Here is a 25,901-nt window from a genome sequence, read left to right as displayed (position 1 = left end):
TTGAGTGTTCACACAGATTGCTTGTTACTCCTTTATGGAGTTGAGCGAAATGCGCCGCCAGCCGGTTAGCATTGTTCTTTAACAATTTGGAAAGCTGATAGTATTTAATTGCATGAGTCTGTCATGTTAATTAATTACAAATCGTATTATTGGGAAGTTAATCCCTTTTCGATAATACATTGAGTTCTCAAAACACTTTATTAAGTGTCTTGAATATTCTAAAAACTAAGGCGAATTTGTGTACTCGTAAGAGATGCAAATTAGTAATAAACCAGCTAGTTACGATACGACTGTTAAGGCTATGGGCTTTAACAACAGTTTGTTTCTTTTAGAAACTTATTTGGGTTGTATGGTTAAGTGACTAAGCGTATACGGTGGATGCCTTGGCAGTCAGAGGCGATGAAGGACGTAGTAACTTGCGAAAAGCGTTGGCGAGCTAGTAACAAGCATTTGAGCTAACGATGTCCGAATGGGGAAACCCGGCCACATAAGTGGTCATCATAACGTGAATACATAGCGTTATGAGGCGAACCTGGGGAACTGAAACATCTAAGTACCCAGAGGAAAAGAAATCAACCGAGATTCCCCTAGTAGCGGCGAGCGAACGGGGATTAGCCCTTAAGTCTATGGGGTGTTAGTGGAATGTGTTGGAAAGCACAGCGGCACAGGGTGATAGCCCCGTACATGAAAACTAACCATAGATGAAATCGAGTAAGGCGGGACACGTGACATCCTGTTTGAATATGGGGGGACCATCCTCCAAGGCTAAATACTCCTGACTGACCGATAGTGAACCAGTACCGTGAGGGAAAGGCGAAAAGAACCCCTGTGAGGGGAGTGAAATAGAACCTGAAACCGTGTACGTACAAGCAGTGGGAGCGGTTCTTGAGACCGTGACTGCGTACCTTTTGTATAATGGGTCAGCGACTTACATTTTGTAGCGAGGTTAAGCGAATAGCGGAGCCGTAGGGAAACCGAGTGTTAACTGCGCGTTTAGTTGCAAGGTGTAGACCCGAAACCGAGTGATCTAGCCATGGGCAGGTTGAAGGTTGAGTAACATCAACTGGAGGACCGAACCGACTAATGTTGAAAAATTAGCGGATGACTTGTGGCTGGGGGTGAAAGGCCAATCAAACTCGGAGATATCTGGTTCTCCTCGAAAGCTATTTAGGTAGCGCCTCGAGCGAATACCACTGGGGGTAGAGCACTGTTAAGGCTAGGGGGTCATCCCGACTTACCAACCCTTTGCAAACTCCGAATACCAGTGAGTACTACTCGGGAGACAGACGGCGGGTGCTAACGTCCGTCGTCAAAAGGGAAACAACCCAGACCATCAGCTAAGGTCCCAAAGTTATTGCTAAGTGGGAAACGATGTGGGAAGGCTTAGACAGCTAGGATGTTGGCTTAGAAGCAGCCATCATTTAAAGAAAGCGTAATAGCTCACTAGTCGAGTCGGCCTGCGCGGAAGATTTAACGGGGCTAAGCAATACACCGAAGCTATGGGTTTGCTCTTATGAGCAAGCGGTAGAGGAGCGTTCTGTAAGCGGTTGAAGGTGAAGGGGTAACCCACACTGGACGTATCAGAAGTGCGAATGCTGACATGAGTAACGATAATGGGGGTGAAAAACCCCCACGCCGAAAGACCAAGGGTTCCTGTCCAACGTTAATCGGGGCAGGGTGAGTCGACCCCTAAGGCGAGGCCGAAAGGCGTAGTCGATGGGAAACGGGTCAATATTCCCGTACTTCTGCTAACTGCGATGGAGAGACGGAGAAGGCTAGGCTAGCGCGGCGTTGGTTGTCCGCGTTTAAGACTGTAGGCTGTTCACTTAGGCAAATCCGGGTGAACACTAGGCTGAGAGTTGATGACGAGTCCCCAAGGGGATGAAGTAGTTGATGCCATGCTTCCAGGAAAATCTTCTAAGCTTCAGGTTAGTAGGAATCGTACCCCAAACCGACACAGGTGGTCGGGTAGAGAATACCAAGGCGCTTGAGAGAACTCGGCTGAAGGAACTAGGCAAAATGGTACCGTAACTTCGGGAGAAGGTACGCTGCTGGCGGTGATGAGACTTGCTCTCTAAGCTGCTGGCAGTCGCAGATACCAGGTGGCTGCAACTGTTTATCAAAAACACAGTACTGTGCAAAATCGCAAGATGACGTATACGGTATGACGCCTGCCCGGTGCTTGAAGGTTAATTGATTGGGTTATCTTCGGAGAAGCTCATGATCGAAGCCCAAGTAAACGGCGGCCGTAACTATAACGGTCCTAAGGTAGCGAAATTCCTTGTCGGGTAAGTTCCGACCTGCACGAATGGCGTAATGATGGCCACGCTGTCTCCAGCCGAGACTCAGTGAAGTTGAAATTGCGGTGAAGATGCCGTATACCCGCGGCTAGACGGAAAGACCCCGTGAACCTTTACTATAGCTTGGCACTGAACATTGAACCTACATGTGTAGGATAGGTGGGAGACTTTGAAGCTTCGTCGCTAGATGGAGTGGAGTCAATCTTGAAATACCACCCTTGTAGTTTTGATGTTCTAACCGCGGCCCCTTATCGGGGTTCGGGACAGTGCCTGGTGGGTAGTTTGACTGGGGCGGTCTCCTCCCAAAGAGTAACGGAGGAGCACGAAGGTTGGCTAAGTACGGTCGGACATCGTACGGTTAGTGCAATGGCATAAGCCAGCTTAACTGCGAGACATACACGTCGAGCAGGTACGAAAGTAGGTCATAGTGATCCGGTGGTTCTGTATGGAAGGGCCATCGCTCAACGGATAAAAGGTACTCCGGGGATAACAGGCTGATACCGCCCAAGAGTTCATATCGACGGCGGTGTTTGGCACCTCGATGTCGGCTCATCACATCCTGGGGCTGAAGTCGGTCCCAAGGGTATGGCTGTTCGCCATTTAAAGTGGTACGCGAGCTGGGTTCAGAACGTCGTGAGACAGTTCGGTCCCTATCTGCCGTGGGCGTTGGATGATTGAAGGAAGCTGCTCCTAGTACGAGAGGACCGGAGTGGACGAACCGCTGGTGTTCGGGTTGTTATGCCAATAGCATTGCCCGGTAGCTACGTTCGGAATCGATAACCGCTGAAAGCATCTAAGCGGGAAGCGAGTCCTAAGATGAGTCATCCCTAGGAATTTAATTCCTCTAAAGAGCCGTTCGAGACTAGGACGTTGATAGGCAGGGTGTGTAAGCGTTGTGAGGCGTTGAGCTAACCTGTACTAATGACTCGTGAGGCTTAACCATACAACCCAGATAAGTTTTACCAGAAATGAGTCCAATCATTTCTTGGCACTGCCTACATCCATGTAGGTGTATCTGAGTTGATGGTAACTAGATTTATTACAAAAGACTTAGTGAAGAATTTAAAGCGCTTAATGAAGTGTGAACTCAAAGAAACAAACCAGCTTTCCGAATTTAGTTAATTGCGACAGCAGTTAACAGCCAAATTTGCTTGGTGACAATAGCATTGTGGTACCACCTGATCCCATCCCGAACTCAGTAGTGAAACGCAATAGCGCCGATGATAGTGTGGGGTCTCCCCATGTGAAAGTAGGTCATTGCCAAGCGCCTAATACGACGAACCCCGCTACGATGTAGCGGGGTTTTTCTTTGCCTGAAAAAAAGTAAACTGCAGGTTTAGACACATCACCAGCTGATAGTGTGGTTAATATGCCCATGTATCCTTACAAGGATTATAAAAGTCAGTCATAACCAAGTGCCTAACTTCTCTTAATCGAGAGCATAAAGCTTGTTACTCACGTAACGGGCTTTTTTGTGTCTAAAATTTGTGATTTGTCAGTTCTGTTTGATGAATACGGATCATATGGGATTCTAATTTTGAGGCAGGCTATTAATATTAACTAGCTTCTCACTACTCTTTAAGTGAGTAGAACGCGAAATCCCTCGGCGCTTGAATATTTTTAAATCATCAACGATGTACATTGATGAATAGTCTATATTTATCAGACAAATGAACTACAAACTCGCTATGTTTTGCCTGAAAAGACTTTTATGGTTGTTGATTGTTGTTGTCTTTAGTATGTTACGTAAGCGGTACATTCTTATTAACAATTAGTGGTGTTATTTTGCCAAAGCGACCTTCTTTTTCACTATCTTTTTTAGTGCCCTTTTTTCTATGTTCACTGTACTTATTATTAGTCAGCGGTGAGTTTTATTATGAAAAAGAAGAACTACGTTCAGAATTAGCCGAAAATGAGTCTGCTCAAATTCAAAAAGATTTATTTAGAATGATCCATGTAGTTGAATCTGCTTTAGCAATTCAAGATATTTCTAGAATCGAGCAAGAAGTCTCTTTAATTTCAACAGACAGTAATATGATGGTATATGTCATATTGGATGCATCTAGCCGAATAAAGTTTGCTAATCACGTTATATGGCGTGAGAGTGATGCCAAAAATGTCATTGAAGGATACTCCGATGCGCGACATCAAGAGGTGGTAGCAGCTGAAACAGCATTCTTTAATATCAATTATGATCGCCTTTCCATCCAAGCTTATTACCCCGTTAATACCGCAGCAAAATACAGTTATTCCAGTGCTGTTGATGTTATTTATCTTGAATATGATATTTCTTCATTGATTGCAGACGCTTCTGATCAGCTTCAAAAAAGGTTTATCTATATCTGGGGGGTTGGCGGCATACTAGTTATTTTCTTTTGTTGGGCTCTATATTGGCTACTTGTAAGACCAATCAAGCAACTTACTAAAAGAGCTAATAATGTGCTTCAGTTTAAGCCTGATAAAACCAGAATTAATTGTTTAGTAGAAGAGGTATATTGCCTTGGTGAGTCACTCCTTAAGGTTGAGAAACACCTTATAGAAAATAATAAAAATGTAACTAACTCAGAGCAACGATGGTTATATTCTATAAGCGGTAATAGTAATGGAATTTGGGACTGGAACACTGATACTAATGAAGTGTTTATGTCTGATAACTGGAAAGAAATATTAGGTTACAGACCTGACGAAATAACTAATTGCTATGAATCTTGGGAGACGCGCTTACACCCAGATGAAAAGAATACCGTGCTGAGGGCAATAGAAGACTGTTTAGCTGGAAACACCTCCCATTATGAAAGTGTTCACCAGTTACAGAACAAATCTAATGAATTTATTTGGGTGTTAGATAGAGGGCAAATCATACAGTGGGATGAGCAAGGAAAGCCCATTCGAATGATTGGCTCTATTACAGATGTCACTCTAGAACTTAAGAATCAGAAAATCACTGTCGAAAGGCAAAGCCATGTTGGGGTGTCAGATATTATTGATAGAGAGGCTTTGGCAAATGAGCTATTTGATTTGCAAGCATATGCTCGAAAATCGAATCAACATTGCACTATGCTACTGATCAATCTCAGTAATATTAAATTGGTCAATGAAGCTGTTGGTGAACAGTTAGGTGATCGATTATTGATGCAAATATCAGCAAGACTTGCCGGTGCATTTTCTGCTAGTTGTCTACTGAGCCGTTTAGGTGATGATGAATTTGTCATTGCAGCCAAGAATTTAGGCACGAGTCTAGAGCATGCCAATAAACGAGCTTTATCACTTGCCAGCGAAGTGCGTCAGGTTGTGGGAAGAAGTTTTACTTTATCAGGACAAACAGTATCTGTATTCACTAAAGTGGGCATGGTTGTGTTTGATGGTAAGGAGTCTTTAGAGCCCAGCCAGTTATTGTCTCGTGCAGATAAAGCGCTTGGTAAAGCCATAGAAAGCCAAACTAATGCTTGTGTGTTGCATAGCTTACAGCTTGATGGGAGTCACCATGAGCCTCAAAAGCTACAACAAGAATTGAAGAAAGCGATTAAACAGAAACAAATGTCGTTAGTGTATCAACCGGTTGTTGATATTGAAGGGAATACGGAAAGCGTTGAAGTATTAATGCGTTGGTATCACCCTGAGTTTGGTTTTATCAGCCCTAAGCAATTTATTCCGGTTGCAGAATTATCAAACTCTATTTTTGAATTAGAACTATGGATGTTAGACGAAGTTTGCTCATTCATCGAGAGTTTACAAAGAACAGAAATTACCTGTCCGTGCTTTTCAATTAACATATCTTCAAGACACTTCCATCAGGATATGTTTGTACAAGTTATTCAAGCCAGAATTCAACAGCATAATATTAGCCCTGAATTTATTCAGTTTGAGTTATCTGAAGATATATTTTCGATTAATGCGGCTACAGCAAAAGATAAAATATTGAGCTTACAGCGTGCGGGGGTTCGTATTGCCTTAGATGACTTTGGTTCCGGCCTATGTCCATTGCATCGACTGCATGGCATCCACTTTTCTCAGGTAAAATTTGCAGCTAACTATATTAAAGATATTACAATCTCTGAAGAGTCTCGAAATATATTTACATCGTTGATTAATCTAACTAATCAGCTTAAATACCCTGTGGTGGTAAAACAAATTGAAGATCGTCAACAACTCACGACCTTAACTCAATTAAAAAGTAATTTATTCCAAGGGTATGTTATTAGTCGTCCATTGACTCAGCAAGATATCAAGCACTTGCTAGAGTCTGAATTGACTTTAAGTGTGGTTTGGAAAGTGCCTTTTAATTAAAGACTAGCCATTAGGAGTGTTTCTGTATTAATACTGTTCTAGGAAGGTGATTAAGGTTCGTAAAGCTTGATTACGGGCATCATCGGCTTCAATAAATACTTCATGTTGGCAGTTAGCTATTCGGCGGATCTGACAATGCTTATTCTCAGCTCTATTTTGTGCTGCATTATCTACAATTTCATCATCAAGAGCCTGTAAAACCATTATTGGTTTAATACTTAACGCTGCAGCTTTTGTTGCTCTATCTGCGGCATCCATTGCTTCTAGTAACCAACGGTTTGTTGGTGAGCCTAACTGGATGTTTGGATTTTTCTGAAAGACATCTAGGATTTGTTGATATCGATTAGGGCTGTTAGTGAGATGGTTTTTTTCAAATGCAACGGGCTCATAATCCGCTCCACCTAAGACATAGTTGGGCTGTTTATGAGGTTGTTTATCACTACATGTATCAAGTAAACCTGCTAATGAACGGATAAAGGCCTTATTAAATGGCAGTTTGATACCATACATTGGTGCTGAGAATACCGCGGCATTAAAGGTTGCTGGATATTGCTCCATATATAAGGTGCCAATGGTTCCGCCCATTGAATGCCCAACAAGGTATAAGTTGTCATGCTTGTTGGGTATGACTATTTGTTCAATAAAGTCATTTAAGTCATCGATGTAGGTTTGAAACTTATCAATATGCCCTTGATGGCGATTTGTGGCCATTCTTGATGACAAACCTTGGCCACGATGGTCCAAAATATAAATGCTATAACCATGCTGATAAAGGTCAAACATCAACTCTTTATATTTAAGATAGCTTTCAACTCGACCACTACTGATGACAATAGCTTTTGAGCTATCAGAATGTTGAATGTAAGCAAAAGCTAGGGAAACGTCATTTTTTTCCAGTGTAGATTGGGTAACTGATTGCCAGAATTGTTGTTGCTCATCATTATTTAGTTGTTGTTCTGACGAAAAAAGCACTATGGATACCTCTAGTTTATGACGTATTAATTGAGATTGTATATTGAAGACTGGAGCAGTGTAGCAAACTAATGTGACCAGTTTTAGATAAAGGGTTAGATGGGATGGTTTAGTTGAGGAATGTTGACTGAAAATACTTTCAGCCAACATTATTGATAAAGATATTTAAGACTGGGCGGCTTTTTGCTCTTCAATAAATTCATCGACTTTTTGTTCGAGAATTTCCATAGTCACAGAGCCATTTTGCAATAAAGCATCATGGAATAACCGAATATCAAAATCTTCACCTAGCTCTGATTCAGCTTTATTACGCAATCTTTTTATAGTCAGTTCACCTATTTTGTATGAAAGAGCCTGCCCTGGCCATGAGATATAACGATCGATTTCGGTCGTGACGTTATGCATTGATAAAGCGGTGTTACTCGCCATAAATTCGATGGCTTTATCTCGACTCCAACCTTTAGTGTGCATTCCTGTATCGACAACCAGTCGTGCTGCTCGCCACATTTCATAAGTTAACCGACCAAAGTTACTATAGGGATCTTGATAAAAGCCTGCTTCAAGTCCTAAATACTCTGAATATAATCCCCAGCCTTCGCCGAAAGCTGAAATATAGCTATAACGTCTGAAGTTAGGTAAATCAGTTAATTCTTTATTAAGCGATATTTGTAAGTGATGCCCAGGGACAGCTTCGTGTAGAGTCAGTGCTTCCATCTCGTAAAGTGGGCGTTTATCTAATGCATAGGTGTTAACCCAGTAGTAACCCGCTTCGTCATCACGATTGGATCCTGAGTAACGACCAGTGGTGTATTTAGGGGCAATTTCAGCAGGAACGGGTTTAATTCCATAAGGAGTGCGAGGCAGTGTGGCAAAGTATTGTGGCAAAATCGCATCAGCTTTTTTGGCGATATAGGCGGCTTCTTTTAATAACTCTTCAGCTGTTTTTGGATAAAATTGCGGATCGGTTCTTAAAAAGTGCAAGAACTCAGCAAACGTACCTTTAAATTCCACATCAGCAATAACTTGCTCCATCTCGGCTCGAATACGGGCAACTTCTTGTAAACCAAGTTGATGAACCTCATCTGCTGTCATATTCAGAGTGGTGTAGTACTCGACTCTATTTTGATAAAAAGCATTGCCATTAGGCATATCTTTAGCTGCAATAGATGTGCGTGCATTAGGAATATATTCCTGTGTCATATAATCAAAAAACTGCTGATACAGTGGCAATACTTTCTCTTTGACGACTGTTTCCCCTTCGGCTGCTAACTCTGCTTTTTGTGCATCGGTAAAATGTTCCGGGAAATCAGTAAAAGGTTTGTAATAGCCGCTATCTTCTACATCAACAATATAAGCACTAATGCTGTCTTCGAAGCCATTTAAAGTCACTTTTGCTGGAGTGATGCCGCTGTTTGAGCCTTGTTGTAGCCAAAAGGTTTGCTGAGCAAAATACTTGGGTAATGCATTCAGTTTTGCTAAATAGTTTTGGTAGTCTGCTTCACTATGAAGTCTGCCATTGGCTATCGAAGCAATATAAGCGTGAAAACCACTTTCTGCTGTTATTGGCAGGTAGTGATCTTTATAAGTGTACATATCAACATCGTTTTGTAGCTGATATTGCAGGATTTGAGCGTTTATTTTATCTGTTTTAGATAGCTTATCCTTGTCTAGTTGCTTTAAAGAGGATAATAAAGTTTTTTGGCGTAAGTTTTTTTCCGCTAGGGTTTCTGGCGATAAATCAGATAGCAATGCGGCTTTAGTTTCGTCACCCAATGAATAAGCCATCTGAGGTGAGTAATCTAATTTAATTTGCCATGCGCTATCTATAATTGCTTTTAGGCTCATATCTTCAACAGCTGCACTTTGGGTTTGCTTTGGTGTGCTGGTATTTGTCTCAGCTTTTTGAGTATCACCGAGATAATATTGAGCTTTTGAACCCGTTGTCATTTTACAGCCAGTCACAGCCAGCATAATTATCGCAGGCAAGATGAGCTTACGCATGATGAATTCCTTTATCGCCAATAAATTACAAATTATTTAGTAGTTACAACATACCAATTCAACCTAACGTACGCTAGCTGTATCAGTGGAAATATTTGTTACCGATTATGCTATTCAGGCGATAAAAACGTCACCTTTTTGTGGATGCATGTTAAACTTCGACCTGCTAGGTGTTCATTATATAAAAAACACATTTAGCTCAAAAAATTAATAGGGGTAAATAATGATCAATACATCCATTCCATTAGTTGATTTACACCGTCATTTAGATGGCAATGTTAGAGTCAAAACCATCTGGGAACTCGGACATCAGCATGGAATTAAGCTACCAGCAGACTCGTTAGATGCACTGGCACCTTTTGTTCAAATCCAAGGTAAAGAAAACAGCTTAGTAGCTTTTTTAAAAAAGCTTGATTGGATGGTTGCTGTATTGGCTGACTTAGATGCCGTTAAACGTGTTGCATATGAAAACGTAGCAGATGCTGCTATTTCAGGTTTAGATTATGCCGAATTACGCTTTAGCCCTTATTACATGGCAATGAACCATAATTTACCTATTGAAGGTGTTGTTGAAGCCGTAATTGATGGCGTTAAAGCTGGTATGAAAGAGCACGCGGTTAAAATTAACCTTATTGGGATTATGTCTCGCTCATTTGGCCAAGAAAAATGCCGCTTGGAGCTTGAAGGTTTATTAGCTCATCGTGACGCGTTAGTGGGTATGGATTTAGCTGGTGATGAATTAGGTTTCCCTGGTGACTTATTTAATGAGCATTTTAAACGTGTTCGTGATGCTGGTTTACATATTACTGCTCATGCAGGTGAAGCAGCAGGTTCTGAGAGTATGTGGCAGGCGATTCAAGAGTTAGGTGCAACACGTATTGGTCACGGTGTGAATGCGATTCATGACCCTAAGATGATGGAATATTTGGCAAAGCACGCTATTGGAATTGAGTCATGCCCAACTAGTAACTTACATACCTCTACAGTTGCTGATTACGCCTCACATCCATTTAATCAGTTTCTAGATGCTGGCGTATTAATTGGTTTAAATACCGATGACCCAGGTGTGAGTAACATTGATATTCAGCATGAGTATCGCATCGCTAAGTCTGAGCTTAAATTATCAGATGACCAAATTAGCCAAGTACAACGTAATGGCGTAGAAATGGCATTCTTATCAGATAGTGAGCGCAAGGCTTTATACGCATCAAAGTTATAAATGACAGGTTAAGTTGTTTATAAAAATAAAAAAACCGCTGAATATCAGCGGTTTTTTTATTGGATGAAACTAATCATATAGAAATGATTAGCTCAGACAGTTAAATCACACGAGAGAACTGTTGCTGACGTGCTTTTTGACGGTAATAAACGTCAAAGCACATACAGATATTACGGATTAACAAACGGCCCGTAGGGCTAATCGTTAACTTACGGTCAGTAATATCAACCAATTTGTCATCGATGAAGGTTTGTAGCAGTTTTAAATCTTCTGCAAAGTATTCTTCAAAGTTAATATCAAATTGTTGCTCAATCTTAGTGAGATCTAAGTCGAAATGACAAATCATTTGCTTAATCACTACGCGACGAATTTCATCATCACGATTTAAGCTACAACCTTTCCATAATGCATGACCAGTTTCGTCGATAGACTCATAGTATGGACGAATGTCTTTTTGGTTTTGAGCGTAACAATCGCCAATTTGACTGATTGATGAGACTCCTAAACCAAGCAAGTCACACTCTTCTTGAGTGGTGTAACCTTGGAAATTACGATGAAGCTTACCGGCATTTTGTAATTTAGATAATTCATCATCAGGCTTAGCAAAGTGATCCATACCGATGAATTGATAACCAGCACCAGTAAGAGATTCAATGGTTTGGTGCAACATATCAAGCTTTTGTTGCGGAGAAGCCATATCTTCATCTTTAATTTTACGCTGAGCGGCAAAGCGCGATGGTAAATGAGCGTAGTTAAAGATAGATAAACGATCAGGCGATAACTCAATCACACGTTTAATCGTTTCAGCAAATGTTTCAGGAGTTTGATGCGGTAAGCCGTAAATCAAATCGGCATTAGTCGATACAAAGCCCATATCTTTTGCTTTCGCCATTAAGTCAAAGATGAATTGTTCATCTTGCTCACGGTTTACGGCAACTTGTACTTTTTTGTTGAAGTCTTGAACACCGATAGAGATACGGTTAAAACCTGCTTCTTTTAAGGTATCAAGCATGGTTAGCTCGATTTCACGCGGGTCTACTTCAATAGAGAACTCGCCTTCGTCTGCAAAGTTAAAATGACTTTTGATTAACTTAGACAGAGTTAAAATCTGTTCAGGGTTTAAGAAGGTCGGTGTACCACCACCCCAATGCATTTGGGTAACAGTGTAATTTTTGAATAAAGGAGCACGTTTTACGATTTCGCTCGCAAGGTATTCGATGTACTGATCTGCTTTATGTGCATGACGAGTAATGACTTTATTACATCCACAGTAATAACAAAGCTTGGCGCAGAAAGGAATGTGAATATATAAAGACAGCTTGTCACTTTTACTGGTTTCAATTGCTGAGAGTAGATTTTGCTCAGTGAAACTGTCGTCAAACTCTAGCGCCGTTGGGTACGACGTATAGCGTGGACCACTGTAGTTATATTTTTCGATCATCGACTGATCCCAACTTATTTGTGTGGGCTGCTTCAAGGCACGTTCTCCGAGTAAATTAGCAATAGACGAAGTATGCAGTCATCTTAGACAAAAAACCTTGAACTACGTTGTAAATTTTGAATTTGATGTTGCTAGAAAGGCGGTATTTAGTCTGAAATCTGTGAAGTTTTGTGAAATTGTGCAATGGCTCACAGCCTCAACTAATCACTTGAGGCAGAAACCAGTCTCATATTAACGTATTGATAATAATGAGACTTGTTATCAAATGGGTGTGTTAGCAGTTAATAAGCTCTAATGAATGAAATGAAATTCTGTGATTTTTTTTGCGTCATCCTGTAAGCCTTGTTCCAGTTTAGCTTCAGACTTCATCCGCGCTAAATCTAGCTTCATTCGCTGCTGTTTGGCTAATGCTTTACGTTCATCTTTAATCGGATGCGCTTTGATACAGTCGTAATGCTCAAAAATGCTTGGGAACTCAACAGCCATTTGTTCAGACATTGATAATGCTTCAAATAATTTAGCGATACGCATAACACCTTCTGAAGGCTCACATCGCTCCTCTAACATCGCAGCAGCAATATATTTAATATCATCTAGTATCTGCTGTTTCTTAGCTTTAGCTTCATTTAAGCGTTGTTGATTAGCTTCAGAGGCTCGCTGTTGCTGTTTGTTAACCTTTAATAAGAGATAACCTGCGTAACAAGCTAAAAGTACTATAACGATGACGGCGAGAGCAATAACAAGGCTAGACACAAATTATCCTTAATCAGAGGTTTAAATATAGAGCATAAAACATAGAAAAATGGCACACCAAATTGGCATGCCACCTATTAATGATTTAAGACTGGTAGTCTTTTAATACATCAGCACCAGTTTCAAAGCGTTCGTATAAATCATCATCAGAAGCTGGCTTCTTGCCGGTATTAACATTTTGTGCAGGAAGCTCTTCAGCATCAGAAATGCCAAGTTTTTCCATTAATGCTTCCATTTTAGCAAGCTGACCATTCAACCATTTCTGATCATCAGCTGAGAGGTCTTTACCTTCTTCTAAAAGGTCCAATAAATTATTGAATCTAGGATCGTCTTCTAGTTTCAGTAATTTTTGCTCATCAGTTAGCTTAGGCTGTTTAACTTTAGCTACTGGTGCTGCAGTCGCTTCGGCTGACTTTATTATTAATGGCACAGGCTTTTTGCTGCCATGACGAGGGTCATTACTTTTACTGGTCGTAACATGCGGTGATTGTTGCTCAATCAAGGCTTCGTTGTGACGACTGCCAGACTTATGACCGTTATCTTTTTTTCTGCTGCCAGTGACTTTACGATCAGCCTTTTTGACTCTTGGTGCTTGTGTAGGGCCGTTTTCGCCGCCCTTGCGCGATTTTTTACTACGAGCCATCAGTGATCTCATGTGGTTGTAAAAAGTTGGCTAGATAGATAATCATCCACCTTGCACTAAATAAGGATGCGCTTTATATCAGACTTTGATGTTTTTTGCATCAATACGAGCTCTTTTGCTGCAAATAATAGCTTAAAATCGCTGTTTTGTGCTAAATACTCAAAAGTTTGTTGTTGATAAAAGCTGACATGGGTTGGGTTGTTCTTAAAGTGCCACTTAGAAAAATGAGTTAAGTCAGTCAGCAATGAGGTACTTATTGCTAACCAACCATCATCTTTTAATAAATTTGATATTAATGACCATTCTTTGAAAGGTTGTTGAAAATGCTCTAAAACGCGATAACAACAAACAAAGTCATATTGCTGATTGAACACTTGTTGATCTGTTTTGATAAAGGGGTCGTATTGAAACAGCCGATGTCCAGCCGATTCAATCTTTTCTAAACTGCTCTTATCCAATACCCTGCCAAAGTTAAGGCCTGTTAGGGGACCATTTTGATGAGAGCTGATTTGGCTCAGCAAAGGTTGAATGAATTGGACTAGTTGTTTTTGTTTGGAGGCTTTATTTGCACGACCATATCGCTGTAGTTGCGCGGCTGGCATCATATGTGATTGAGGGTTAGCGAATACCAGTTGGCATTGAGGACAGCTGTAGAAAGCTCTTTTTTTATCTTGAATAAAAAACTCAGCAGTTTGACTGCACAACGGGCATTTAATCATTGAAGTCAGATGTGATCCAAACAAAGATGAAGATTATCAATCAATAACAGATTTCTTGAAAAGAAGAAATAAAAAAAGGTGGCAGTAAACTGCCACCTTACAAAATAGTGTTTATCACACCAAATTTTTATTCCAAGTATCCATACTTGCTATGTGACTATCCCGGTCAATATCCATCTTATTTTTAGAGCTTTCCATGCATTTTTTATTGTTATTGGTCATCTATGACCTTTTTTTAAATCCTGTTGCCGTCCTGACCACAGCTTCCGTAGATGGTCTTCAATGACTCATCAATATCCTAGTTGTCTTCAATGACATTAGTAAACAATCCATGTTTAAAAGTACCTTCCAGTGATAACAAGCCTCCGCAAGTGCATCCTAAGCAATTAGCTTCCTATGCCGCTACTTTAATCCTTAAAGTAGATTCCTTATGGGGTTTTATCTCTGTTGCGTAAGGGAGTGCTATTTAAGCGAGTCGACCAATTGGTCTGTTCCTTACAAATTCTATATGACCTGGATTTCAAGCTGAAATCACGACTCTTATTATTATTAGTGAGTGGTCTTATTTATATTATTGTTATTTATTAATTTTATTCTTATATCTTAAATGTAAACGTATCCGAAATCTGTAAGTTGGAATTAATATTTTTGTTCTTACAGCTGGGTTCATCTCGGTACGGGGCTATTTAACCCTAAATCCGTGATCTCTGTCAAGCATGAATGTTATAAAGTTTACGTAAACGTCAACTTCCGGTTGTAAAAAAGGGTGAATAATCACCCTTTTAGCTTCATTTAAATATGAAGAAAAAATTACTTAAGACTTGAAATATATTGAGATAACGCTTCAATATCACTGTCAGATAACTTTTTAGATACATCTTGCATCATGCCATTCAAGTCATTGTTACGTTTTGTATCACGGAACATGTTGAGCTGGATTTTGATATAATCAGCATGTTGACCACCAATAGCAGGGAAGCCAGCAAGCTCGCCACCTTTACCATCTGGTCCGTGACATGCCATACATGATGTAATACCACGAGCCATGTCACCGCCTTTATAAAGGGCTTCACCTTCGGTTGGCACATTGGCTACATCTGCTACATTTAATGTCTGACTAGCATAATATGCAGAAATATCTTTAATATCTTGTTCTGATAAAGTCGCTGACATACCAATCATGGTAGGATCACTACGACCTTCTTTGCCGCCGCTTTTAGCCGCCGCTTGGAAATCATGTAATTGTTTTTCTAGATAAGATGCGTGCTGTCCGGCCAATTTAGGCCAAATAGGAGCAATGCTGTTACCGTCAACACCGTGACAGGCAGAACACATAACTGATTTAGTTTTACCCGCTTCCACATCACCTTCAGCGATTGCAGGCGTTGATATAGCGGCAAATACAGACAGCGCAAGAGCTAACTTTTTCATGGCGTTCCAACTTCTTATTTAATTTATTGTCCTGAGCTTACTAGGATGACCCGCAAGCGTGGTAAAATCTACAAACTGTGATCAGGCTAATATTTTACACGAAAATGTGGAAAAGTAAGCAAATCTTACATAATTAAGGTATTACCCCAAATTTATTGGAGCAAATCGTGTCAGAAACGCGTATAGATTTTCGAAAAACCAAGTTTTTAATTAGTGCACCAGATATTGCACACCTTGATGAGTATTTACCTGGTGATACCGGAGTAGAAATTGCGTTTGCTGGCCGCTCTAATGCAGGTAAGTCAAGTGCACTGAATGCTTTGACCGAGCAAAAAGGCTTAGCGAGAACCAGTAAAACCCCGGGTCGTACCCAGTTAATCAATGTGTTTGAATTAGATGAAAACCGTCGTTTAGTGGATTTACCAGGCTATGGTTTTGCTAAAGTGCCGTTAGCACTTAAAAATAAATGGCAAAAAGCCTTAGGTGAATATCTGCAAGAGCGCGCTTGTTTAAGTGGTGTTGTTGTACTGATGGATATTCGTCACCCGTTAAAAGATTTAGACATGCAAATGATCGAATGGGCAGTTTTGAGCGAAATCCCAGTGTTAGCTTTACTAACTAAATCAGATAAGCTTGCGCAAAATGTGAAAATGAAAACCGTTAATGCTGTGCGAAAAGAGTTAGCTGAATTCGGTGATTGGGTAAAAGTAGAACCATTTTCTTCAACGAAGGGAACTGGAAAGCCGAAAGTATTAGGCATTCTTAATGAATGGTGTAACCCAAGTTGGCTAACAGAAGCAGAGCAAGAAGCTGAACAAGATCCTGAGTAAATTCATTGCTTGTTAGCTAGTACGTTACCTGTATTTAAGCCGCTAAGTTTATCTAGATGAACTTAGCGGTTTTTTTTATGGCCTCTTGCCGAGAGGTTTATGCCCGAACTGGTTTTTAATCAAAAAAAACCGACGACATATTGTCATCGGTTAAAAAAATAGCTCTTTTGGGGAGAAGCTAAATTCAACAAGACTCAAGTGCCATCTACTCATCGACGACTCTCAATAAGAGAATAGTAATCGTTTTTCATTCAAATTTAAAGTATTTACTCTAAAATAAATTTCAGGCAAAAAAAAGCTCCAACATATTAAGATGCTGGAGCGCCATAATTCGGCTTGTCACTATTTCTAGTGAAATAAAAAGGTCTGAAAGATGGAACATCTTAACCTCTGTACCCTACGCAGAGAATAATACTCCATTAGCCTTAAAATAAAAAACTGTTTTTTATATAAATGAACAATAATGTGAAGTTTGCCACATTTGACGTTGGTTTTTTCATCTTGTTGATGGGTTTTAAGCCTAAAAACAACAATCCCGTAGTGGTAAAACTACGGGATTGTTTGTTTAGTGAAGCAAATTGATGGAATTCGCTTTTTTAATCTTGAGCTAAATGGGTAAGTTAATGAGCTTCGTCCCAGTTGTCCCCTAGACCAGCTTCAGCTAATAAGATGACATCTAAACTCGCGGCTTGCGCCATCAATTCGCACACTTTTGTTTGTAAGGCTTCAGCTTGGCTTTCTTCGACTTCAAAGACTAATTCATCGTGAACCTGCATCATCATGGTGATTTCGCCATGGGTATCATTCTTAATCCATTGATCAATACTGAACATCGCTTTTTTGATGATATCGGCTGCAGTACCTTGCATAGGAGCATTAATTGCTGCGCGCTCAGCTGCTTGACGACGCATCGCATTTCTATCTTTGATATCAGGTAGATATAAACGTCGGCCATACAGTGTTTCTACGTAGCCAACTTCAGCAGCTAAGGCTCTGGTATCTTCCATGTATTTAAGGACACCAGGATAACGAGCAAAATAAGTGTCGATATAGGTTTGTGCTTCTTTACGTGGAATATCTAATTGCTTAGCTAAGCCAAACGCTGACATACCGTAAATTAATCCAAAGTTAACCGCTTTTGCTCGGCGTCTTTGCTCTGTGGTGACTTCTTCAAAATGCACCCCAAACACTTCTGCAGCAGTTGCTTTATGAATATCTTTATTCTCAGCAAAGGCCGTTAATAACCCTTTATCTTGAGATAAATGAGCCATAATGCGTAATTCGATTTGAGAATAATCGGCAGCTAAAACTTTACGACCTTCAGGGGCAATAAAGGCTTGTCTGATCCGGCGACCTTCTTCTGTACGAATTGGAATATTTTGTAAGTTAGGCTCACTTGATGATAAGCGACCTGTTGCAGCATTAGCTTGATGATAACTAGTATGAACACGACCAGTTTCTGAGTTGACCATCAAAGGCAGCTTGTCAGTATAAGTGCTTTTAAGCTTAGACAGACTTCTGTGCTGTAAAATGAGCTTTGGTAATGGGTAGTCTAAGGCCAGTTCAATTAATACATCTTCAGCTGTAGATGGCGCGCCTTTTGGCGTTTTTTTGATGATCGGGTATCCGAGTTTTTCAAAGAATAAAGCCTGTAGCTGCTTAGGAGAACTCAAATTAAACTTTTCACCTGCAATGTCGTAGGCTTTTGTTTCAAGCTCATCAATTTTTTGGGCTAGCTCATCGCTTTGTTGGCTCAATAACATACTATCAATGAGTACACCTTGACGTTCTATGTCTGATAATACTTGGATTAATGGTAATTCTAGTTCGTCAAACACTGATGTTAATGAAGGCTCTTTTTCCAACCTTGGCCATAAGTGTTGATGCAAACGTAAGGTGATATCGGCATCTTCAGCGGCATAAGGGCTAGCAGTCGCTAAGTCAATTTGATTAAAGGTAAGTTGCTTAGCCCCTTTACCAGCAATCTCTTCGAAACTGATATTTTTATGACCTAAGTACTTAAGAGCTAACCCGTCCATGTCGTGTCGTGAAGCAACTGAGTTAAACACATAGGACTCAAGCATAGTGTCAAAGCGCACGCCTTTAAGGGTAATACCTGCATTTGCAAAGATACTGATATCGTACTTAAGGTTTTGGCCAACTTTTTTGATGGTATCACTTTCAAGAATGGGTCTTAATTGCTCTAAAGCGTAATCAAGTGATAGCTGCTCTGGCGCATCTAAATAGTCATGAGTTAATGGTAGGTAAGCAGCTTTTCCGGCTTCTACTGCGAAAGAAATACCCACCAATTTAGCTTCCATATAATTAAGGCTAGTGGTTTCAGTATCTACAGCAATTAATTCCGCTTTTGATAGTTTGGCAACCCACTTGGCTAGCTCCGCTTCGGTGAGAATAGTTTCGTATTCGGCTTCAACAGCAGGAGCTGGTGGCGTAACATCCTCAGTATTTGAGGTCGATGTCGCTGTTGAAAAGCCAGATTTGTTGTCTAATACTTCAGCTAACCAACGTTTAAACTCCATCTCACCATATAGTTTTGTAAGTTCGTCACGATTTTGAGGTTTAATCTCAAGTGGCTCCCAATCATCATCCCATTCAACATCGGTTTTGATGGTAGCAAGATCATAAGACAGCTGAAGCATTTCTTTATTTTCTTCAATCTTTTTAGGCATTGTCTTAGAGCCGCGGAAAGTGACATCTAATACACTGTTAGGATTTTCGATAAGTTTATCGACTCCGCCTACTCCAGTAAGCATCGCTAAAGCCGTTTTCTCACCCACTCCAGGTAGTCCAGGAATGTTGTCGGCCTTGTCGCCCATCATGGCAAGTAGGTCAATAATGAGTTCAGGTCCGACACCAAATTTTTCAGTGACCTCAGCAGGTCCCATGATGGTATCTGTCATGGTGTTGATTAGTGTGACATGCTCGTCAACAAGCTGAGCCATATCTTTATCACCAGTACTAATTAAGGTGGCTCGACCCTCTTTACTGGCCTTTAGCGCGATTGTTCCAATGACGTCATCAGCCTCTACACCTGGAATGCAGATTAAAGGTAAACCCAACGCATGAATAATGGCATGTAGTGGCGCAATTTGTGAACGTAGATCATCCGGCATCGGCGGACGTTGGGCTTTATATTCGCTGTACATATCATTACGGAATGTTTTGCCTTTGGCGTCAAAGACCACAGCAATATGACTGGGGTTGTAACGGCTCATTAAGCTGCGAAGCATGTTGACTACACCGTAAACAGCACCTGTTGCTTCGCCTTTTGAATTAGTCAAATGCGGTGGTGCATAAAATGCGCGATAAAGGTAAGAAGAACCATCCACAAGGACGAGTGGGTTATTGGGGATTGTTGGCATAGTCTGTTTTCATTTTCAGTATTCTGAGATGCCCTTAGAATGCCACATACAAGGATTTTCGGCCACGGGAAATTAACTCTCAGCCTGTGGATAAGTCTGTGAGTGAATTAATATATCATCTAAGGCTGTTTTAATTACGACTGGGAATAAAACTCTTAAGTTATTGATTAATTTTTATTTTTAATAATTTTGTGAGTTAAATAGTAGTTTTAAAAAATAATCCGATTATGTGGACTTTTTTAATATTCTTATTGATTTACTCGATTATTTGGTACAGTTTTTAAGCCGTGAAATAAATTCGAGAAACTAAGTTAGCACGTTTTTTAATCAGATCAATAGATTTGTTGAAAAAAGTTAAATTAATCTCTTTTCCAAGGAACAAAAATGAAAAATATTGCAGTGCTTCTCAGTGGGTGTGGTGTTTATGATGGTGCAGAAATTCATGAATCGGTATTAACGCTACTGGCATTATCTAAAGCTGGGGTTAATTATCAATGTTTTGCGCCTGATATTGAGCAAATGCACGTTGTTAATCACCTTAATGGCGAAGTTAGTGCTGATGTAACACGAAATGTATTGCAAGAGTCGGCCCGTATTGCTCGTGGAGAAGTGCTTAATACAACTGAGCTTGATATCAGTCAGTTTGATGCCTTGATAGTACCTGGCGGTTTTGGTGCGGCTAAGAATTTATGTGATTTTGCAGTGGCAGGAAGTGGCAGCAAGCTGCACCCAGAAGTCGAACGCTTCATTCAAGAGTTTGTATTAGCGAAAAAGCCAATTGGTTTCATGTGTATTGCACCAGTAATGATGCCCGAACTTTATTCAAATGGAATTAAAGGAACTATCGGTAATGATATCGGCACTGCGCAAGCTTATACCGAAATGGGTGGGCAGCATGTTGATGCGACCGTGGAAGATATTGTTATCGACGAGCAGAACCTTGTGGTATCAACACCGGCATATATGTTGGCTAATTCAATTGCCGAGGCCAATACAGGCATAGAAAAGCTAGTAAATCAGGTTTTAAAGATGACATAGTCATCTTAGTAGCAATTATGGATGAACTTCAAGCGCTGCAAGTTCCAGGCTTCAGATAAGTACTAATCAATATTTATCTGCAGTTAGGTTAACTCAATGGATCATAAGCAAGGAAGCAATATGAAACGAACGGTTCAAAACTCACCAGCAACAATGGCTTTTATTTCAGGAACAATCTTTGGAATACTGGTTATTTTGATAGCTTATTACTTAGCTTAGTTCTAGTAGTATTAACTATAGAGATAACTTAAGTCTTCAGCTAGAGACTTTGCGGCTATCAAATGCTCCTTGAGCCAATCCAACCAGTAAACCACCAATATGGGCGCCGTTTGCGATTGGCATCCCTAGTAAATCAGTAAAGCCCAATACTAACCAGATCAGCATAAAGGTCATGTAGCTATTTGGAATACCTATGCCAGACTCTGGGGCGCGTTGACCCATTATCCATGTGTAACCCACCACTGCGTATACTACACCCGATAGTCCGCCGAAATTGGGACCTGTCATCATGTATTGCACTAGACTTGGTAAGCTACCCGCAACGATCAGTAAGAAAATCAGTGGCCGGGTGCCAAGTTTGGTTTCAATTTTACCGCCTAAATACCACCACCAAAGCAAATTGAAAATAAGATGCATGGCTGAAAAGTGCATTAAGCTTGGGGTGAATACTCGCCATATTTGGCTAAAGTCACTGCTAGGCACAGCGCCAAAAAATGACAGCTGCGTAAATACCGCGTTGGCTAAGCCTAGGTTCATCGCGGCAAAGACAACAACACAGATAAAAAAAGTGATCAGTGTGAGTGGGCCTGCACCAGTAATAAATTGCTGTATTAGTCCTAATGATGAAGAGCCATAATCTAACTTAGTTTGAGTGGATCCATTGTCCCATGAGGCTTCTAGATATTTTTTCTGATATGGGTTTTGCTTAAACTGTTCAAATTCGTATTTAGCTTGCTCGGCTTTGTCTTCTTGATATACAACCAATGCCACACCATGCTCATTGACGATAGGCACGCACTCAATATCTAACCCTTTCAAGTAGTCGATAAAGGCTTGTGCTGCTCTTGCGTGAGGTAGTTGGCCGATTTCAATCATGCGTGTGCAGCACTCCAAGCTGTAAAGCCACCATCAAGGCTATAAACATCGTCAAAACCTTGTTCAATTAAATAACCAGCAGCCCCTTGGCTACTTATCCCATGATAGCAAACCACAACGAGCGGGTTATCCATATCTGCATCTGCCATAACGTGAGCAATGTTTTCATTGGTGAGGTGAATTGAACCTTCAATATGACCGGCTGCGTAACTGGCAGCGTCGCGAATATCGACAATTTGAACATCATCAGAATCTGCTGTCATGTGGATAAGTTCATTGATTGAAAGGTGCTTGAAAGTGCTCATGCTATACCGCTGTAGTTGAAGTGAGATAAGAGTGAATAACTAAAGTATCTAATAAGGGGCTGCCTAGATACAACCCCTTTATTCATTTGGTAATTGATTACGGTAATTTATAACTAGGGATTAATCCCAGTTTAAAATGACCTTTCCTGACTGGCCTGAACGCATAGCGTCAAAGCCTTGTTGGAAATCATCTACCGAGAAATGGTGAGTGATGATAGGTGATAAGTCTAACCCTGACTGAATAAGACTGGCCATTTTATACCAAGTTTCAAACATCTCACGGCCATAAATACCTTTAAGGATTAAGCCTTTAAAGATAACTTTGCTCCAATCAATGGCCATTTCACCGCCAGGAATACCTAGCATAGCGATTTTGCCACCGTGATTCATAGTATCAAGCATAGAGTGAAATGCAGAAGGCACGCCTGACATCTCTAAACCCACATCAAAGCCTTCAGTCATGCCAAGCTCATTCATGACATCTTTTAAGTCTTCTTTAGCCACGTTTACAGCGCGCGTTGCACCCATTTTTCGAGCCAAATCGAGGCGGTATTCGTTGACATCAGTAATCACCACATGACGAGCGCCAACATGCTTACACACCGCTGCAGCCATAATACCAATAGGGCCAGCACCGGTGATCAATACATCTTCACCGACTACATCAAATGACAGCGCGGTATGCACCGCATTACCAAATGGGTCAAATACTGAAGCGAGGTCATCGGAAATATCATCAGGAATTTTAAAGGCATTAAATGCTGGAATGACAAGATATTCAGCAAACGCGCCATCACGGTTAACACCGACACCTGAAGTGTTGCGACATAAATGAGTACGACCGCCACGACAGTTACGACAATGGCCACAAGTAATATGGCCTTCACCTGAAACACGATCGCCAACAGTAAACCCGCGGACCTCTTGACCCATATCGACAACTTCACCGACATACTCATGGCCGACAACCATAGGCACAGGAATGGTGTTTTGTGACCACTCATCCCAGTTGTAGATATGCACATCAGTACCGCAAATGGCGGTTTTACGAATTTTAATCAATAGGTCGTTGTGACCCATTTCTGGCTTAGGTGCATCAACCATCCAGATGCCTTCTTCAGGCTTTAACTTGCTTAATGCTTTCATTGTTTCGACCTTACATTCAACCTTAGCTTTGACCTTAAATAATGCCCATTTCTTTACCAATACGGGTAAAGGCTTCAATCGCTTTATCGATTTGAGGACGTGTATGTGCAGCAGACATTTGCGTGCGTATACGCGCTTGCCCTTTTGGCACAACAGGGAATGAGAAGCCAACAACATAGATGTTTTCTTCTAAAAGGCGATTAGAGAAGTCACCTGCTAATTTTGCATCGCCAATCATCACAGGGATGATTGCGTGGTCAGCACCAGCTAAGGTAAAGCCTGCTTTGGTCATTTCTTCACGGAAATAACGGCTGTTTTCCCATACTGCTTCACGTAGTGCGTGGCCTGACTTAAGCATTTCAAGCACATGAATTGATGCGCTTACAATTGAAGGTGCTAATGAATTTGAGAACAAGTAAGGACGAGAGCGTTGACGTAACCAGTCAATGACTTCTTTTTTACCAGAAGTAAATCCACCTGATGCGCCGCCTAATGCTTTACCTAATGTACCAGTAATAATGTCTACACGATCCATGACTTGGCAAAACTCGTGAGTACCACGGCCGTTTTCACCAACAAAGCCTACAGCGTGAGAATCATCAACCATTACGAGTGCGCCGTACTTATCAGCTAAGTCACATACGCCTTGTAGGTTAGCAATGACGCCATCCATTGAGAACACACCGTCAGTGGCAATTAGAATGTCACGTGCGCCAGCTTCTTTAGCGGCTTTTAACTGAGCTTCAAGCTCGCTCATGTCATTGTTGGCATAACGGAATCGCTTAGCCTTACATAAACGCACACCATCAATAATTGAAGCATGGTTTAGTGAGTCAGAAACAATCGCATCTTCAGGGCCAAGTAGCGTTTCAAATAGGCCTGCGTTGGCATCAAAACAAGAAGAGTACAAGATAGTATCTTCCATGCCTAAAAATTCGCTAAGGCTATTTTCTAACTGCTTATGGATATTTTGGGTACCGCAAATGAAACGAACAGATGCCATACCGAAGCCGTGGCTGTTCAATCCGTTTTGTGCAGCATTAATTAATTCAGGGTGATTTGCGAGACCTAAATAGTTGTTGGCACAGAAGTTAATCACTTCTTCACTATTTACGTTAATAGCTGTTTTTTGAGCTGAAGTGATGACGCGCTCACTCTTATATAAGCCTTCAGCTTTAACATCGACAAGTTGTTGATTTATGCGGTCGTAAAATGAGGTAGAGGCCACCTGATTTCTCCTAAATATAGTTTTAATATGGAAATCGCTTGGCGGCATTCTAACCTTAATCTTAATGGCTCTACAGTGTTTTTTTTAACCTGAATAGCGACATAAAAATGATTAGGGCTAGGGCTGCTTTCACATTAGATATACTAATCCATAACAAGCGAAAGCTAATTATAGGTTTATGAATGACTTAGTGTGTTAACAAAACAGAAGGCCGCCTTTTTATGACTCTATTTTAGTCCTAAAAAGGCAGTTTGTATGTGCTGGAGGCTGAGCAATAAATTAAGACTTTAAGCGGCAGCATCACGCTCTTGTGAAGCAACATCGAGGTAATGTTGTTCAAGACGAGTAAAAGTCGCTTCAGACCCTGGAGCTGAGTACGCTTTAAATATCATCAATACTCGCAGTAAACCTTCATAAAGGGTGGCTTTAGTGATAGTTGAAGTACTTGATTGGGTCAATTGGTAGCTAATCCAAAAGCTCACCATCATTTTAATGGTGTCAGCTAACGCGGTAACTTTACTGTCTTCGATCTCAAGAAAACCGTCGCTAATTAATTTTCTTAATACATTGCTTGAACGACTAAGAACTTGCTCTTGGGCGGTTAAATAGCGCGCTTTTAGGGCTTCGTCACGACTAAGAATGTCGGCAAGGTTGGCGTACATAAATCTAAATTGCCACAAGGTATAAAACATTGCATCGAAATAACCCATCAATAGCTCAATGTCGACACTGGTATCTTCGTATGGTTTAAAGCCTGACTCTAGATGACTTTCGTATAAGGCAAAAATCGAATTGATAATGTCTTCTTTATTACGGAAATGATAATAAAGATTGCCCGGACTAATGTTAAGGTGCGCAGCAATATGATTGGTGGTGATATTACGTTCACCATGTTCGTTAAAGAGTTCAAGACTGGCAAAAACTATTTTATCGCGGGTTTTCATATCGATTCCAATTATCAATTGCTAAATATAGGAGTCTTAACGACTCAATAAGACGCTTAGCGCATATCCTTATGAATATTATCTCAAACCACATCAATATCTGGTCAGTTCAGAAGACACACAATCACATAGGGCAAGTTTATTGAAAATATTCTTTAATAGCCCC

The 25,901-nt window shown here is 40.7% G+C and carries 18 protein-coding genes and 2 rRNA genes; 6 read left to right on the top strand and 14 right to left on the bottom strand.

The annotated features are described in order from the left end of the window. Nucleotides 1-351 precede the first annotated feature (351 nt). Both AC0L4E_RS18865 and rrf read left to right on the top strand, forming a co-directional pair. A 23S ribosomal RNA gene (locus AC0L4E_RS18865) occupies nucleotides 352-3,243 on the top strand. A 207-nt stretch (nucleotides 3,244-3,450) separates the two neighbouring features. After that, a 5S ribosomal RNA gene (rrf, locus tag AC0L4E_RS18860) occupies nucleotides 3,451-3,566 on the top strand. Here the strand turns inward: rrf and AC0L4E_RS18855 are convergent. Next, on the bottom strand, nucleotides 3,555-3,677 hold the full coding sequence (locus tag AC0L4E_RS18855) for a hypothetical protein (RefSeq protein WP_473681047.1): 123 nt from the start codon (nucleotides 3,675-3,677) through the stop codon (nucleotides 3,555-3,557). The two genes, rrf and AC0L4E_RS18855, sit on opposite strands and share 12 nt — an antisense overlap. Before the next feature lie 408 nt (nucleotides 3,678-4,085). Here AC0L4E_RS18855 and AC0L4E_RS18850 point away from each other — a divergent pair, with 408 nt between their 5' ends. Beyond that, the gene (locus AC0L4E_RS18850) at nucleotides 4,086-6,587 is read left to right on the top strand and encodes a sensor domain-containing protein (RefSeq protein ID WP_473681045.1); all 2,502 of its coding nucleotides are present in this window, start codon (nucleotides 4,086-4,088) and stop codon (nucleotides 6,585-6,587) included. Between the two features lie 27 nt (nucleotides 6,588-6,614). Here the strand turns inward: AC0L4E_RS18850 and AC0L4E_RS18845 are convergent, their stop codons facing one another. Then, nucleotides 6,615-7,559: an alpha/beta fold hydrolase gene (locus tag AC0L4E_RS18845; RefSeq protein WP_473681043.1), complete on the bottom strand. Its 945-nt coding sequence runs from the start codon at nucleotides 7,557-7,559 to the stop codon at nucleotides 6,615-6,617. A 165-nt stretch (nucleotides 7,560-7,724) separates the two neighbouring features. After that, complete coding sequence (locus AC0L4E_RS18840; protein WP_473681041.1) at nucleotides 7,725-9,560, bottom strand: DUF885 domain-containing protein; 1,836 nt, start codon at nucleotides 9,558-9,560, stop codon at nucleotides 7,725-7,727. 223 nt (nucleotides 9,561-9,783) lie between these two features. Here AC0L4E_RS18840 and add point away from each other — a divergent pair, with 223 nt between their 5' ends. Further along, a complete protein-coding gene (gene add, locus AC0L4E_RS18835; RefSeq protein ID WP_473681039.1) occupies nucleotides 9,784-10,779 on the top strand; it encodes an adenosine deaminase in 996 nt (331 codons plus the stop codon). A 100-nt stretch (nucleotides 10,780-10,879) separates the two neighbouring features. Here add and hemN read toward each other — a convergent pair whose 3' ends face one another. From hemN to AC0L4E_RS18810, 5 genes are all read right to left on the bottom strand, one after another. Continuing rightward, nucleotides 10,880-12,256 carry an oxygen-independent coproporphyrinogen III oxidase gene (hemN, locus tag AC0L4E_RS18830; RefSeq protein ID WP_473681037.1) on the bottom strand — a complete coding sequence of 459 codons (1,377 nt, stop codon included), beginning with the start codon at nucleotides 12,254-12,256 and terminating at the stop codon, nucleotides 10,880-10,882. A gap of 255 nt (nucleotides 12,257-12,511) precedes the next feature. Next, nucleotides 12,512-12,973, bottom strand: a complete 462-nt coding sequence (locus AC0L4E_RS18825; protein WP_473681035.1) for a DUF2489 domain-containing protein — start codon at nucleotides 12,971-12,973, stop codon at nucleotides 12,512-12,514. An 85-nt stretch (nucleotides 12,974-13,058) separates the two neighbouring features. Continuing rightward, the gene (gene yihI / locus AC0L4E_RS18820) at nucleotides 13,059-13,616 is read right to left on the bottom strand and encodes a Der GTPase-activating protein YihI (RefSeq protein ID WP_473681034.1); all 558 of its coding nucleotides are present in this window, start codon (nucleotides 13,614-13,616) and stop codon (nucleotides 13,059-13,061) included. Between the two features lie 56 nt (nucleotides 13,617-13,672). Beyond that, nucleotides 13,673-14,335 carry a methyltransferase domain-containing protein gene (locus AC0L4E_RS18815; RefSeq protein ID WP_473681032.1) on the bottom strand — a complete coding sequence of 221 codons (663 nt, stop codon included), beginning with the start codon at nucleotides 14,333-14,335 and terminating at the stop codon, nucleotides 13,673-13,675. A gap of 810 nt (nucleotides 14,336-15,145) precedes the next feature. After that, nucleotides 15,146-15,766: a c-type cytochrome gene (locus AC0L4E_RS18810; RefSeq protein WP_473681030.1), complete on the bottom strand. Its 621-nt coding sequence runs from the start codon at nucleotides 15,764-15,766 to the stop codon at nucleotides 15,146-15,148. Between the two features lie 167 nt (nucleotides 15,767-15,933). Here AC0L4E_RS18810 and yihA point away from each other — a divergent pair, with 167 nt between their 5' ends. Further along, nucleotides 15,934-16,596, top strand: a complete 663-nt coding sequence (gene yihA, locus AC0L4E_RS18805) for a ribosome biogenesis GTP-binding protein YihA/YsxC (protein ID WP_473681028.1) — start codon at nucleotides 15,934-15,936, stop codon at nucleotides 16,594-16,596. 620 nt (nucleotides 16,597-17,216) lie between these two features. Here the strand turns inward: yihA and polA are convergent. Then, nucleotides 17,217-19,979 carry a DNA polymerase I gene (gene polA / locus AC0L4E_RS18800; RefSeq protein ID WP_473681026.1) on the bottom strand — a complete coding sequence of 921 codons (2,763 nt, stop codon included), beginning with the start codon at nucleotides 19,977-19,979 and terminating at the stop codon, nucleotides 17,217-17,219. Nucleotides 19,980-20,363: 384 nt separating this feature from the next. Here polA and elbB point away from each other — a divergent pair, with 384 nt between their 5' ends. Continuing rightward, on the top strand, nucleotides 20,364-21,017 hold the full coding sequence (gene elbB / locus AC0L4E_RS18795) for an isoprenoid biosynthesis glyoxalase ElbB (RefSeq protein WP_473681024.1): 654 nt from the start codon (nucleotides 20,364-20,366) through the stop codon (nucleotides 21,015-21,017). 255 nt (nucleotides 21,018-21,272) lie between these two features. On the opposite strand, the gene glpG is transcribed toward elbB, so the two are convergent. From glpG to AC0L4E_RS18770, 5 genes are all read right to left on the bottom strand, one after another. After that, entirely contained in the window at nucleotides 21,273-22,112 is an 840-nt protein-coding gene (gene glpG / locus AC0L4E_RS18790) for a rhomboid family intramembrane serine protease GlpG (RefSeq protein WP_473681022.1), read from the bottom strand. Beyond that, a complete protein-coding gene (gene glpE, locus AC0L4E_RS18785) occupies nucleotides 22,109-22,417 on the bottom strand; it encodes a thiosulfate sulfurtransferase GlpE (RefSeq protein WP_473681020.1) in 309 nt (102 codons plus the stop codon). Before glpE ends, glpG begins: the two co-directional genes overlap by 4 nt. 120 nt (nucleotides 22,418-22,537) lie before the next feature. Beyond that, the gene (gene tdh, locus AC0L4E_RS18780; RefSeq protein WP_473681018.1) at nucleotides 22,538-23,563 is read right to left on the bottom strand and encodes an L-threonine 3-dehydrogenase; all 1,026 of its coding nucleotides are present in this window, start codon (nucleotides 23,561-23,563) and stop codon (nucleotides 22,538-22,540) included. 34 nt (nucleotides 23,564-23,597) lie between these two features. After that, nucleotides 23,598-24,791 carry a glycine C-acetyltransferase gene (locus AC0L4E_RS18775; protein ID WP_473681016.1) on the bottom strand — a complete coding sequence of 398 codons (1,194 nt, stop codon included), beginning with the start codon at nucleotides 24,789-24,791 and terminating at the stop codon, nucleotides 23,598-23,600. Between the two features lie 287 nt (nucleotides 24,792-25,078). Next, on the bottom strand, nucleotides 25,079-25,735 hold the full coding sequence (locus AC0L4E_RS18770) for a TetR/AcrR family transcriptional regulator (protein WP_473681014.1): 657 nt from the start codon (nucleotides 25,733-25,735) through the stop codon (nucleotides 25,079-25,081). Nucleotides 25,736-25,901: the final 166 nt, after the last annotated feature.

This window comes from Shewanella sp. GJ50-10, from assembly GCF_055808815.1.
The sequence above is the reverse complement of the archived record's forward strand: the minus strand, read 5'-3'. Positions and strand labels throughout refer to the sequence as shown.

Coding starts and splice junctions, on each gene's coding strand:
- glpG (WP_473681022.1), bottom strand. CDS start 22,112: ATGATTGAAATCGGCCAACTACCTCACGCAAGAGCAGCACAAGCCTTT.
- elbB (WP_473681024.1), top strand. CDS start 20,364: ATGAAAAATATTGCAGTGCTTCTCAGTGGGTGTGGTGTTTATGATGGT.
- add (WP_473681039.1), top strand. CDS start 9,784: ATGATCAATACATCCATTCCATTAGTTGATTTACACCGTCATTTAGAT.
- yihI (WP_473681034.1), bottom strand. CDS start 13,616: ATGGCTCGTAGTAAAAAATCGCGCAAGGGCGGCGAAAACGGCCCTACA.
- AC0L4E_RS18815 (WP_473681032.1), bottom strand. CDS start 14,335: ATGATTAAATGCCCGTTGTGCAGTCAAACTGCTGAGTTTTTTATTCAA.
- AC0L4E_RS18840 (WP_473681041.1), bottom strand. CDS start 9,560: ATGCGTAAGCTCATCTTGCCTGCGATAATTATGCTGGCTGTGACTGGC.
- tdh (WP_473681018.1), bottom strand. CDS start 23,563: ATGAAAGCATTAAGCAAGTTAAAGCCTGAAGAAGGCATCTGGATGGTT.
- AC0L4E_RS18810 (WP_473681030.1), bottom strand. CDS start 15,766: ATGAAAAAGTTAGCTCTTGCGCTGTCTGTATTTGCCGCTATATCAACG.
- AC0L4E_RS18770 (WP_473681014.1), bottom strand. CDS start 25,735: ATGAAAACCCGCGATAAAATAGTTTTTGCCAGTCTTGAACTCTTTAAC.
- AC0L4E_RS18855 (WP_473681047.1), bottom strand. CDS start 3,677: ATGGGCATATTAACCACACTATCAGCTGGTGATGTGTCTAAACCTGCA.
- polA (WP_473681026.1), bottom strand. CDS start 19,979: ATGCCAACAATCCCCAATAACCCACTCGTCCTTGTGGATGGTTCTTCT.
- glpE (WP_473681020.1), bottom strand. CDS start 22,417: ATGAGCACTTTCAAGCACCTTTCAATCAATGAACTTATCCACATGACA.